The organism is Mesorhizobium sp. M7A.F.Ca.US.011.01.1.1 (genome assembly GCF_003998295.1).
GTDB lineage: Bacteria > Pseudomonadota > Alphaproteobacteria > Rhizobiales > Rhizobiaceae > Mesorhizobium.
Genome location: NZ_RZRT01000020.1, coordinates 22629 through 34103, shown reverse-complemented (window position 1 = coordinate 34103; position 11475 = coordinate 22629). Strand labels below are relative to the sequence as shown.

General features: G+C 63.2%; 13 protein-coding genes. 7 read left to right on the top strand and 6 right to left on the bottom strand.

Translation table 11 applies throughout. The annotated features are described in order from the left end of the window. The coding region (locus EOA13_RS38805; protein ID WP_245490427.1) for an NAD(P)H-dependent oxidoreductase at positions 1 to 303 on the bottom strand (303 nt) is incomplete at its 3' end. 89 nt (positions 304 to 392) lie between these two features. Here EOA13_RS38805 and EOA13_RS19230 point away from each other — a divergent pair. After that, positions 393 to 761 carry a helix-turn-helix domain-containing protein gene (locus EOA13_RS19230; RefSeq protein ID WP_164780174.1) on the top strand — a complete coding sequence of 123 codons (369 nt, stop codon included), beginning with the start codon at positions 393 to 395 and terminating at the stop codon, positions 759 to 761. Positions 762 to 911: 150 nt separating this feature from the next. Here EOA13_RS19230 and EOA13_RS19225 read toward each other — a convergent pair whose 3' ends face one another. The 3 genes from EOA13_RS19225 to EOA13_RS19215 form a co-directional block, all read right to left on the bottom strand. Continuing rightward, entirely contained in the window at positions 912 to 1115 is a 204-nt protein-coding gene (locus EOA13_RS19225; RefSeq protein ID WP_127295000.1) for a hypothetical protein, read from the bottom strand. A gap of 116 nt (positions 1116 to 1231) precedes the next feature. Then, positions 1232 to 1627 carry a hotdog domain-containing protein gene (locus tag EOA13_RS19220; RefSeq protein ID WP_013530049.1) on the bottom strand — a complete coding sequence of 132 codons (396 nt, stop codon included), beginning with the start codon at positions 1625 to 1627 and terminating at the stop codon, positions 1232 to 1234. Positions 1628 to 1977: 350 nt separating this feature from the next. Next, complete coding sequence (locus EOA13_RS19215; RefSeq protein WP_127294998.1) at positions 1978 to 2919, bottom strand: phosphoribosylaminoimidazolesuccinocarboxamide synthase; 942 nt, start codon at positions 2917 to 2919, stop codon at positions 1978 to 1980. Positions 2920 to 3177: 258 nt separating this feature from the next. On the opposite strand from EOA13_RS19215, the gene EOA13_RS19210 reads away from it, so the two are divergent. From EOA13_RS19210 to EOA13_RS19200, 3 genes are read left to right on the top strand one after another with little or no spacing between them, the layout of a single operon-like run. Then, positions 3178 to 4794 (top strand): GMC family oxidoreductase N-terminal domain-containing protein, encoded by a 1617-nt coding sequence (locus tag EOA13_RS19210; protein WP_127295104.1) that lies wholly within the window; start codon positions 3178 to 3180, stop codon positions 4792 to 4794. Further along, positions 4791 to 6002 carry a mandelate racemase/muconate lactonizing enzyme family protein gene (locus EOA13_RS19205; RefSeq protein ID WP_127294996.1) on the top strand — a complete coding sequence of 404 codons (1212 nt, stop codon included), beginning with the start codon at positions 4791 to 4793 and terminating at the stop codon, positions 6000 to 6002. The genes EOA13_RS19210 and EOA13_RS19205 overlap by 4 nt, the downstream gene beginning before the upstream one ends. Further along, entirely contained in the window at positions 5999 to 6916 is a 918-nt protein-coding gene (locus tag EOA13_RS19200; RefSeq protein ID WP_127294994.1) for an NAD(P)-dependent oxidoreductase, read from the top strand. Before EOA13_RS19205 ends, EOA13_RS19200 begins: the two co-directional genes overlap by 4 nt. 79 nt (positions 6917 to 6995) lie before the next feature. Here the strand turns inward: EOA13_RS19200 and EOA13_RS19195 are convergent, their stop codons facing one another. After that, entirely contained in the window at positions 6996 to 7934 is a 939-nt protein-coding gene (locus EOA13_RS19195; RefSeq protein WP_127294992.1) for a diacylglycerol kinase family protein, read from the bottom strand. 723 nt (positions 7935 to 8657) lie between these two features. On the opposite strand from EOA13_RS19195, the gene EOA13_RS19190 reads away from it, so the two are divergent. The 3 genes from EOA13_RS19190 to EOA13_RS19180 all read left to right on the top strand — a co-directional run bounded on the left by EOA13_RS19190 (position 8658) and on the right by EOA13_RS19180 (position 10900). Further along, on the top strand, positions 8658 to 9092 hold the full coding sequence (locus EOA13_RS19190) for a hypothetical protein (RefSeq protein WP_127294990.1): 435 nt from the start codon (positions 8658 to 8660) through the stop codon (positions 9090 to 9092). Between the two features lie 6 nt (positions 9093 to 9098). Continuing rightward, positions 9099 to 10229: a hypothetical protein gene (locus tag EOA13_RS19185; RefSeq protein ID WP_127294988.1), complete on the top strand. Its 1131-nt coding sequence runs from the start codon at positions 9099 to 9101 to the stop codon at positions 10227 to 10229. 149 nt (positions 10230 to 10378) lie between these two features. Continuing rightward, complete coding sequence (locus EOA13_RS19180; RefSeq protein WP_127294986.1) at positions 10379 to 10900, top strand: hypothetical protein; 522 nt, start codon at positions 10379 to 10381, stop codon at positions 10898 to 10900. 33 nt (positions 10901 to 10933) lie between these two features. Here EOA13_RS19180 and EOA13_RS19175 read toward each other — a convergent pair whose 3' ends face one another. After that, the gene (locus EOA13_RS19175) at positions 10934 to 11464 is read right to left on the bottom strand and encodes a dihydrofolate reductase family protein (RefSeq protein WP_127294984.1); all 531 of its coding nucleotides are present in this window, start codon (positions 11462 to 11464) and stop codon (positions 10934 to 10936) included. Between the last annotated feature and the right edge of the window lie 11 nt (positions 11465 to 11475).

Genomic DNA, 11475 nt, shown 5'->3' with positions numbered 1-11475 from the left:
GTAGTCGATGGCGTTCTTCAGCACGGCCGTCGGGCCATGATTGTATTCGGCGGCGGTGAAGATGAAACCGTCGAATTCGGCGACCTTCTTCTGCCAGCGCTGCGCCACTTCGTTCTGCGACGGCGCCCAGGCGGAGGATGCGACCTCGTCGAAGAACGGCAGCGGGAAGTCGCGCAGGTCGACGATCTCGACGTCGATGTCGGCGTGCGACTTGGCGATCTTGGCGATCCACTGGGTTGGCACATCGGCGAAACGAGCGGCGCGCGTCGATCCGACGACGATGGCAATTTTGGGTTTGGACATAAGGGCTCTCCTTGCACGAAGTACTGGTATCATTTGGATACCTGCGCTATATGAGATACTGCAAACGCGATGCACAAGAAGGCACTTTTTTGTTACCGAGGCACCCACACCGCACCGAGGACTGCCGCGCCATCTCGGAAATCCTACAGCGCGTCGGCGACAAATGGACTGTTCTGGTCGTCGGCAAGCTGGGCGACGGACCGATGCGTTTCAATGAATTGCGCGCCGCCGTCGGCGGCATCTCGCAGAAGATGCTGACCACCACCTTGCGCGGGCTGGAGCGTGACGGCTTCGTCACCCGCACCGTGTTTCCAACCATTCCGCCGCGCGTCGATTATGAGCTGACCGAGCTCGGCCACGAGCTGCTGATCCCCGTCAGCGCACTGAGCGAATGGGCGCGCGCGAACACCATGCGCGTCAAGGCGGCGCGCGAAAAATTCGACGGCACGCACGCCTGAAACCCTTGCACGGCAAGGAATTCAGCCCCGCACGCAACATCCGGCTTGCCTGATCGGAAATTCTATCTCGGCTGCGCGGATCGTTGCCCGAATGCACGCGCCGTTTTGGCTGGCGGATTGCCGCTCATGCCGTCCGCTGACGGCTGCCGCTCAGGCTCCTGACATGCGGACATCGCATCGCGCCGCGGCACAGGTATCACACCGTGCGCCCCGCTCGCCGGGAGCCTTGTCCTCATGCGTGCAGGCAATGCGCGAGATATCTTCCTTCACCTCCGCGTAGGCGGTCACGCCGAGCAGGCAGGTCGTCAAGACCAGGGCTGCCACGAGCCAACCGTTCAGCAGATGTTGACGCATTGTCTCTCCTCCGATTGCAGCAGGATCGCGCATGGAGGCAACCGTTGGATGTCGCGAAACGGGTCCACCGGAGGGGCACTGTTACAAATGACCAAGCGTGGGAGAAACGGCTTGCGTCAGCCTTCGGCAGGAACCGCTTTCGGCTTGCCCTCGCCATCCAGCGCCACCATGACGAAATCGGCATGGGTGACCTTCTCCATCAGGTCGGAGAGGTAGCGCTGCGCCCAGGCCTCGACCTTGAGCGTCATCGAGGTGCGGCCGACGCGTTCGACATGGGTGTAGATGCACAGCGTGTCGCCGATCTTCATCGGCTTGGCGAAGGACATCTCTTTCACCGCAGCCGTCACCACGCGGCCCTTGGCGCGCTCGGCGGCACGGATGCCGCAGGCGAGGTCCATCTGCGCCATCACCCAGCCGCCGAAAATGTCGCCGGCCGCATTGGCATCCGAAGGCATGGCCAGGGTGCGCAGCGTCAGATCGCCGAGCGGCCGTCCTTCAGCGTAGTGCACCATGCGAGAATTCCTTCGAGACCGGCCGCCCTCGATCCCGTATCGTCACGGCGCCCCAAGGTCAACGCGCCACGACATGGCCACAGGCTCCGAACTGACAAAAGACCTGCGACAGCCGGGTCGCGGTGTCGGCAGCTTTTCACGATAGGAATTTTTTCTTGACTCGGTGACCTCAGCTATGGTACATTTTTGCCTATGGTGCTGATTTGCGCCAGTGACCCGCCGCACAGGCGGGTTTTTCGTTTGATGCACCGTCAGCCAACGCCCGGCAAAGGCTCCGTTAACCCGAGTTGGTGGGCTCTGGCATTGCGATGGGTGGAAGACGGCAGTTCGCATCACCCGGCGAAGGTCGATCAGAAATAGCGCCTGAGGTTCGTGCGAATACGATCGAGCACGCTGTCCCCGGAAAGGTCTGGAGAAAATTCCTTGCCGGTGATCGCCTCATAGGCCTGCGCATAGACCCGCGAAGCCTGTTCGACGATCTCGTCCGGTATTTCAGGTATGGGGTCCTTGTACGGATCGCAGCGGGCCGAGACCCACGAGCGGATGAAATCCTTGTCGAAGCTCTCCGGCCGGCTGCCGCTGGCGAGCGCCTGTCCGTAGCTCGATGCGATCCAGTACCGGCTGCTGTCCGGGGTGTGGATTTCATCGGCAAGAATGATGGTCCCGTCCTTGTCGGTGCCGAATTCGTACTTCGTGTCGGCGAGGATCAGGCCGCGTTCCGCGGCGCGCTGCTGGCCGCGGGCGAACAGCCGCAAGGCGTAGTCCGATACGGTATCCCACTGCGCCTGCGTGAGAAGACCCTGCTCGAGGATCTCCGCTTTGGACAGCGGTTCGTCATGGCCGCCATGCGCGGCCTTGCTGGTCGGCGTGATGATCGGCTCCGCCAGTTTTTCATTGTCGCGCAGGCCGTCCGGCAGGCGGATGCCGTACATGTCACGGTCACCGCGCTTGTAGCGCGTCAGGATCGAGGTGCTGGTGGTGCCCGCCAGATAGCCGCGCACGACGATCTCGACCGGCAGGATGTCGAGCCTCGTGCCGACGACGACGTTCGGGTCGGGGTATTCGAGAACATGGTTCGGGCAGATGTCGGCGGTTTCCTCGAACCAGTAGCGCGCCGTCTGCGTCAGGATCTCTCCTTTGTACGGGATCGAAGTCAGGATGGTGTCGAAGGCACTGAGGCGGTCGGTGGCGATGATGATGCGCCGGCCATCCGCAAGGTCGTAGTTCTCGCGGACCTTGCCGCTGTAGTGGCCCGGCAGTTCGGGGATGAACGCGTCAGGGAGGGTTCGCATATGATTTCCTGCCTTCCGCAGAGTGGCCAGAGCATGATTCCGAAAAGCTGCAGACTTTTCGGAGAAAATCATGCGCCAAGATAATGCCATCGCATAGGCTGTCGAGAAGGTAGATATCAAGCGCGATTGTCGGGTATCCCCGCAAACCCGGCCAGTTCGACCGTCGCTTTTTTCACAACTGATGCCGGATGGCGCGGCGACTTCGGAATGCCGTCGCGTCTAGGCTGCAGCCAATTTTCCGGAGCCGCCCGCATCATCATGCAGACCTATGATTTCATCATCGTCGGCTCCGGCTCGGCCGGCTCGGTCCTGGCCGAAAAACTCTCGGCCTCGGGACGCTTCTCGGTGCTGGTGCTGGAGGCCGGCGGCACCGACCGCCGCTTCTACGTGCAGATGCCGCTCGGCTACGGCAAGACCTTCTTCGATCCCACGGTCAACTGGAACTACAAGGCCGAGCCGGACCCGGGCCTCGCTGGCAATGCCGACCACTGGCCGCGCGGCAAGCTACTCGGCGGTTCGAGCTCGATCAACGCCATGGTCTGGATCAGGGGCGCGCGCGAGGATTTCGATGCCTGGGCCGCCGCCGGCAATCCCGGCTGGGGCTATGACGATCTGCTGCCCGCCTTCAAGGCGCTCGAGGACAACCAGGCCGGTGCCGACACATGGCGCGGCACGGGCGGCCCGCTGCATGTCACCGACTGTTCGGACGCCGTCCATCCGCTGACCAAACGCTATCTCGCCGCCGGCCAGCAGGCCGGCCTGCCGCTCAACCCGGATTTCAACGGTGCCGCCCAGGAAGGCGTCGGCATCTACCAGATCTCGACCCGCAACGGCCGCCGCATGTCGGCGGCGCGCGCCTTCCTGCGCCCGGCAATGAAGCGCGCCAATGTCCGCGTCGAGATGAAGGCGCTGGCGACAAAAATCCTGTTCGAGGGCAAGCGTGCCGTCGGCGTCGAATACCAGCAGAACGGCGAGATGAAGACGGCGCGTGCCGGCCGCGAAGTCATCCTGTCGGGCGGTTCGGTCAACTCGCCGCAATTGCTGCAGCTGTCCGGCGTCGGTCCCTCCGCCCTGCTTGGGAGCCTGGGCATTCCCGTCGTCCATGCCAACGAAAATGTCGGCGCGCATCTGCAGGACCATGTCGGCATCAACTACACCTTCAAGGGCCGGCTGCCGACGCTCAACCAGACGCTGCGCCCCTGGTGGGGCAAGCTGCTGGTCGGCATGCAGTACATCCTCACCCGCTCCGGCCCGCTGTCGCTGTCGATGAACAATGCCGGCGGCTTCTTTCGCACCGACCCTGCGACGACGCGGCCTAACATGCAGCTCTATTTCCAGGCCTTCTCGACCGTCATTCCCAAGAGCGGCGAGCGCCCGATCCTGACGCCGGATCCATGGCCGGGCTTCTCCATCGGCCTATCCAACTGCCGCCCGTCGAGCCGTGGCGAGATCATGATCCGCTCCAGCAACCCGCGCGACTACCCCAAAATAACAGCCAACGCCTATTCGACCGAGGCCGATGTCGCCGAGATGCTCGACGCGGTGAAATTCGTGCGCAAGATCGCCTCGATGCCTGCCATGGCCGAGATCATCGAGGAAGAGGTGTTGCCCGGCCCGTCGATCACCTCGGACGCCGATCTGGTCCAGGATTTCAGGAAGCGCTCGGGCACCGTCTATCACCCGGTCTCGACCTGCCGCATGGGGCCGGATCCCGCGCGCGCCGTCGTCGATCCGCGTCTCAGGGTGCATGGTCTGGAAGGTTTGCGCGTCATCGATGCCTCGATCTTTCCCGACAACATCACCGGCAACACCAACGCCGCCTCGATCATGACCGGTTGGAAAGGCGCCGAACTGGTTCTGGAGGACCAAGAATGAAGATCACCGACGTCAAGACCTGGGTTGTCGGCAATCCGCCGCCCGGCATCGGCGGCAAGTATTTCATCTTCGTCAAGCTGACCACCGATGGTGGCGTGGTCGGCTATGGCGAGGCCTACAACGCCACCTTCTCGGCCCATGTTAGCGCCCGGATGGTCGAGGACATGGCCGAGCGCTATCTCATCGGCCGCGATCCGCACGACATCGAGAATTTCTTCCGCCGCGCCTATTCCTCCGGCTTCACCCAGCGCCCCGATGTGTCCGGCATGGGCTGCTTCTCGGCGCTGGAAATGGCCTGCTGGGACATTATCGGCAAGGAAGCCGACAAGCCGGTCTACAAACTGCTCGGCGGCCAGGTGCACGAGACGCTGCGCTCCTACACCTATCTCTATCCGCACAGCGGCAGCGTCCACTCCGAGGACGCGCACGGCAAGAACGTCTACAACGATCCAGATCTCGCCGCTGCCTGTGCGCTCGAATATGTCGAGCAGGGTTTCAATGCCGTCAAGCTCGACCCGGCCGGCCCCTACACCGCCTTCGACGGCCATCAGCCGCGCCTCGTCGACATCGATGTCTCCACCCGCATGATCAAGGCAATCCGCGAGGCGGTCGGCACCCGCGCCGACATCCTGTTCGGCACGCACGGCCAGTTCACGGCGTCCGGCGCGCTGCGCATGGCGCGCGCCATCGAGCCGTATGATCCCTTGTGGTTCGAGGAGCCGGTGCCGCCTGATATGCCTGAGGTCATGGCCCAAGTGGCCCGCGCGACCTCGATCCCGATCGCCACCGGCGAGCGGCTGACGACCAAATTCGAGTTCGCCCGCGTCATCGAGAACCGCGCCGCGACCATCCTGCAGCCGGACCTCGGCCGCTCCGGCGGCATTCTCGAAACCAAGAAGATCGCCGCCATGGCCGAGGCCTACCACATCCAGATCGCGCCGCATTGCTATTGCGGACCGATCGTCGGTGCCGCCAACATCCAGCTGGCGGTGACGCTGCCCAACTTCCTCATCCTGGAATCGCTGAAGCAGTGGGACGGTTTCCACGCCACGCTGCTGAAGAAGAAGATCGAGTGGCAGGACGGCAAAATCATCCCCTCGAAGGAGCCCGGCCTCGGAGTCGAGCTCAATGAGGCGGTCTGCGACGCGCATCCCTATACGGGCAAGGACCTGCATCTGCAGATGATGCAGACGCCGCTGATGCCGTGAGCGAAAGCTACGCCTTCATCGGCCTTGGCCATCTCGGCGGCAACCTTGCCGCCAGCCTGGTCCGCAACGGCTTTGCCATCACCGTCTTCGACCGCGATCCCGCCGCCGTCGAGCGCCTGGTGGCGCTCGGCGCCACCGCTGCAGACAGCGCGGCCGAGGCCGCCGCCCGGGCAGGCAATGCCATCACGTGCCTGCCCTCGCCCAAGGTCAGCGAAGCGGTGCTGGCCGGACCCGACGGATTGCTTGAGGGGCTGCCCCAAGGCGGCACCTGGATCGAGATGTCGACTAACGGCCGCGACGAGATTCTTCGCCTTGCGGCACTCGCCTCGGCCAAGGGCGTCGAGACCCTGGAATGCCCGGTCACCGGTGGCGTGCATCTGGCGGCGGCCGGGAAAATCACCGCGCTGGTCGGTGGCGACGCCGCACTCTATGAGCATCATCGACCGGCGATTGAAGCCATGTGCGCGAAATCGTTCCTGATGGGTCCGGTCGGCTCGGCGGCGGTGATCAAGGTGATCACCAACATGCTCGCCTTCGTTCACCTCGTCGCCGCCGGCGAGGCGCTGATGCTGGCCAAGCGAGGCGGGCTGGACCTCGCCCAAGCTTATCACGCCGTCGTCGCCTCCTCCGGCAACAGCTTCGTCCACGAGACCGAAAGCCAGCTCATTCTCAACGGCTCCTACGATATCGGCTTCACCATGGATCTGGCGCTGAAGGACCTCAGCTTCGCGCTCGCCATGGGCGAACAGTCAGGCGTGCCGCTTGAGCTGGCATCGCGCGTCAACGCGATTTTTCAGCAAGGCAAGGCCACCTATGGCGGCGGCGCCTGGTCGACCCAGATCGTCAAACTGTTGGAAGATGCCGTCGGCACCAACCTGCGCGCGCCCGGTTTTCCGGCCAAACTGGAACTCTGACGCCAGCCAGATATCAAGCGATTTCAGGGCCTTGGATGGATCGGCGGATCCATCTGAATCAATCCGTCAACGGCTTGATTCAATATCTGAGCGTCAATGCACCCGGCAGGATCTCGAAGGTCGCCGGTATGCGCCCCGGCGACTCGCCGTCTATGTCAACCAGCGCGCCGTTCTTTTCGACATCACAGAGCGGTTCGACCACGACTTTCCTGCCGCGCAGGATGGTGATCGCCGGATGGTTGCGGTGCCGGCCGCCATAGAGCAGCCGGATATCCCAGATCAGCTTCAGCTTGCCGGCCGCGCGCAGGATGACGATGTCGAACTGCCCGTCGGTCAGTTCCGCATCCGGCGCGATCATCATACCGCCGCCGAAGAACTTTCCATTGGCGACCGCCACCAGCGCCATGCGCGCTTCGACGGGAACGCCGTCGTCGACCGTGATGCTGACCTCCTGGAAGCGGTAGCGGATGAACTCGACCACGGTGCGCCACAGGAACAGCGCCTTGGCCGACATCCTGCCCTTGCGCTTGTCGGCATTGACGGCGCGGTCAGTGGCGCCGGAAAGCCCCAGGCTGGCGATGTTGATGAAATGCCGGCTGGCCAGCGCGCCGTGATCGTCGATGTAGCAGATGCGCCCGGCATCGACCTTGCGACCCTTGGCTTCGGCCAACCGCTTCAGCACGGCATCCACCTCTTTCGGCAGGCCGAGCCCGCGCGCGAAATCGATGCCGGTGCCGCACGGCAAGAGGCCGAGCTCGGTGGTCCGGCCGCTTTCCTGGAACGCCTGCAGCAGTCCATCGGCCACTTCGCTGGCAGTGCCGTCGCCGCCGGCCGCGATCACCAGGTCGAAGCCAATCATCGCGAGATCGATTGCCAGCCTTTCGGCGTCACCTTCCGCCTGCGTTTCGCGCAGCTCGAATTCGCCAAAATGCTTTTTCAGCGACACGGCGACATCAGGCCAATGCCGTTTCAGCCGGCCCCCACCGGCAATCGGGTTGAGAACCACTCCGACTTTCAAGCAACCCTCCCGCAAGGATACGAGGCGCTCGGCGCCTCGAATCCTTTGCCGGCATTGAAGACTGCACCCGCCCGCAGAGCAAGGCCGAATGTCCGCCGATGACGCCCATCGTGGCGGACAGGAAAATTTCGTTACCCCAGCTTGATCCCCGATAATCCCGTTATCCACAGGCCTCCGGCCATTCCCCAGGACCCTTGCCCGGCGTAGGTTAAACCCATCTCAGGCGGCTACCGATCATCAAGCCGAAAGGCGAAGTGAAAGGCGGATTTCCTGAGGCCCGTACGGCCCGAAGCGAGAGCAGGCTTGCCTGTTTCGAGGGACGGAGCCGAGACCTACGGGGCCGCGGAAAGCGTGCCAACGCCTACGGCGGACCGATGCTGCCATGAAGGACGGCAAAAACCTTCGATGGTGCGCAGGGCAAAGCCCGCAAGGGTGGAAACCGGCGTGGTCCCGAACGGACGCTGCTCTCGGGCGGCGGACTGGCAGGACCGTCAAAATCAAGGCCGGCAAGGCGCGACGACTTTACGGAAGTTGCTGCCGCGACCGTGTCCTGATCTGACAGGGAGGCGCTGGGAGAAATCCTGGCGCCGACTGTCTTTTTGCCCCTCGATATCCTTCGCCGGCGATCTCGCGGGCGCCGCTTCACCGCGCGCTAAAATCGGTTAGTATCGCTGCGTCGTCAGAGTCTGTTTGCAAAGCGGACTCGTAGAGGGGGGATACTTCATGACGCTGATCCAGAAGCTTGCCGTCGCCTATGCTTTCCTGTTTTTCGGCGTCGTCGCCATTGGCTACATACCCGCGTTCAATGACGCTGGCGGCAATCTGTTCGGTCTGTTTTCGCTGCAATGGTATGACGACCTGCTGCACGCCTTCTCCGGCGTCTGGGCGCTGGCCGCCGCCTTCATCTCGCACCGCCAGGCGGTGTTCTATTTCAAGCTGTTCGGTTCGGTCTACCTGTTCGACGGCGTGCTCGGTCTGGTCACCGGTTCCGGCTGCCTCGATGCCGGTATCTTCATCAACGGCTTCCGCTCCCTCAACGATATCGAATTCCCGGCCCGCTTCTTCGCCAACCTGCCGCACCTGGTCATCGGTGGCTTCGCCGTCTATGTCGGCTTCCGGCTGGCCAGGCGCATACACGAACACTTCGCCACGGCCTGATCTGGCATGTTCCTGTTCCGCTGGCTGAAGCGCATCATCAAGACGATCCTGTGGGCGATCGTCCTCGTCATCCTCATCCCGATCGCCGGGCTGAGCTACGGCTTTCTGACGACATCGTCGCTCGACAAGACGCCGCTGCCCGGAATTGCCGACGGCGCCCCGCCCAAGGCGCTGGCCGACAAGGTCCGCGCCGAGATTCCGGACTACCAGCGGCCGGAGGAATCGACCTTCCTTACCTATCCGGAATGGGCGATCGTCTACGCCGCGCGCGAATATGCCGGCTTCGTCGACAAGGACCAGCCGAGCGGCTTCCCCTACTGGTCCTATGTCGGCCGCTTCTGGCAGGACTACGCCATGGTCATCCGCGCCAGTTCTGCCTACAAGTTTAACTACGCCAACCACCAGATGCTGGTCATCATCGGCACCAGCCACTCGATCGAGCATATCCTGCAGTGGGCCTATGAGAACACGGTCGGCCGCATCACCGAGGCGACGACGGCCAAGCGCACCGCCGCCGACATCTATCAGGCCAAGGTGGCGGCGGACTATGCAGGGTTTCTCGACCAGGTGCCCTGGTATCAGTTCCCCTATGCCGAGAAGCGCGCCGGCCTGTTTGCCGTGCAGCCGGCGCCGGGAGACAGCTCGATCCGGACCAGCGAACGCAAATTGGCCTTCGGCCTCGCCGACACCATCAAGCAGGGCTATGCCGACCTGATCACCAAGGCGCTCGCCGCCACGATGGACCCTGCCTTGCTCGACATCCATGTCTGGGCCAAGGGGCCGGTCGGCGAAGCCACCCGCAACGAGCCCGACACCTTGCTCGAACGTGACCTGGGCGCCGACGGCACCATCTTCGTCACCAGGCGCTATCAGGTGTTCACCGAAATGATCCCGCGCCTGATCGACAGGGGCGTCTCCTTCGTCGAGATCGGCGGCAATGACGAGATCATGGTCACGGTGCTCTCCACCGATACGATCGCCGTTCCCGAAGGCATGCGCATCCTGTTCAGCTATCCGCTCCCGGCCGATCAATCCACGCGCCGCACCGGCATGATCGTCGCCGTGCGCAAGCTGCATCTCGTGCTGCCGGCGCTGATCAAGGCTGGCGCCAGGCTTGAACACGTCTACGACTACTGAGGCCTTTCGGCCACGCCCGGCCAGGATTATGCATTTCGGGCGCTCCGCCACGCCCATTCCACAATCGCGGCCAAATCCCGCCTTGTTCGCGCGCGAAGGAATGGGAGAAATGGATGGGTTGCCGGGGGGCATCTCGAAGGGACAAGACCGTGATCAAGACCGCCCTTGTCGCCATGACCATTGTCGGCTGCGACTGCGACGCCAAGCTTTGCGAATATATCGGCGAGACGCCGGCCAAGTGGTCGACCGTCGCCGAGTGCGAAGCGGCGATGAAGAGCCAGATGCTGCACGAGCGCAATTTCAATTATCCGCTCGTCTCCGGCATCTGCCGCGCGAAGGGTTCGTCGTCCTCCTCGCAGCTGGCCGCGACCGCGTCGCGCCCGGAATTGAAGCCCGCCAGCCGCGTTGTCAGAACCGAAAGCCCGCTACCGCCTGAATTGAGCCACCGGCCGAGCGTCTCGGTCGGTTCGCCGACGACAGCCATGGAAGCCGACGCCGCCCGGCCCGTCGCCTATGAACAGGTGGTCGATGGCGGAACCGGCGTGCTCTATCGCACCAAGAACGGCTACGCCGTGGTCAAGACCGATCTCGGCCGCGCCGCCTCGGCGACCGCCGATGCCGCGAAACGCTCCGTGAACTGGCTGGCCGGCTTAGTGCCAAAGGGGCTGTAGTCCTGCTAGCGTCTCGGTTTGACGACCGCTTAATCAGGCAGGAACATAGGTCAACCTGATCACGTCATCGCCAATCAAATCGCTGGCCACAAAGCGAAGCGGCGGCCGGGGGCCGGCGAAGAATGGCTTGCCATGACCGAGCACGAACGGGTGGAGGTAGAGTTGATATTCATCGATAAGACCAAGGTCGGTCAGGCTTCGTGCCAGGTTTGGTCCGGAAACTGAAATCTCCCCGACGAGCTCAGCCTTAAGCCCACCTATCACCGCCTCGACGTCGTCCGCGACAAGTGTGGCGTTGGGGCCGACCGACTTCAGCGAGCGCGACACAACCCACTTCGGTTGGCTCCGCCACGCCGCCGCGAATTCGTGCGCCTCCGCGCTCCATTCAGGACTGTCTTCGTCCCAATAACGCATGACCTCGTACATGCCGCGACCGTAAACACTGCCGCTCAAATTGCGCACTTGCTCTATCCAGTGACGAAAGATTGTCGGGCCTGACGGCATTTTCTGGTGGTCGACATAGCCGTCGAGGGACTGGTTCATTCTGAAAATGAGCTTCGCCATGCTGCAGGATC

Bases quoted from the DNA above. Each gene is read 5' to 3' on its own strand.
- EOA13_RS19225 (WP_127295000.1), bottom strand. From the start codon at position 1,115: ATGCGTCAACATCTGCTGAACGGTTGGCTCGTGGCAGCCCTGGTCTTG.
- EOA13_RS19220 (WP_013530049.1), bottom strand. From the start codon at position 1,627: ATGGTGCACTACGCTGAAGGACGGCCGCTCGGCGATCTGACGCTGCGC.
- EOA13_RS19215 (WP_127294998.1), bottom strand. From the start codon at position 2,919: ATGCGAACCCTCCCTGACGCGTTCATCCCCGAACTGCCGGGCCACTAC.
- EOA13_RS19210 (WP_127295104.1), top strand. From the start codon at position 3,178: ATGCAGACCTATGATTTCATCATCGTCGGCTCCGGCTCGGCCGGCTCG.
- EOA13_RS19205 (WP_127294996.1), top strand. From the start codon at position 4,791: ATGAAGATCACCGACGTCAAGACCTGGGTTGTCGGCAATCCGCCGCCC.
- EOA13_RS19190 (WP_127294990.1), top strand. From the start codon at position 8,658: ATGACGCTGATCCAGAAGCTTGCCGTCGCCTATGCTTTCCTGTTTTTC.
- EOA13_RS19185 (WP_127294988.1), top strand. From the start codon at position 9,099: ATGTTCCTGTTCCGCTGGCTGAAGCGCATCATCAAGACGATCCTGTGG.
- EOA13_RS19175 (WP_127294984.1), bottom strand. From the start codon at position 11,464: ATGGCGAAGCTCATTTTCAGAATGAACCAGTCCCTCGACGGCTATGTC.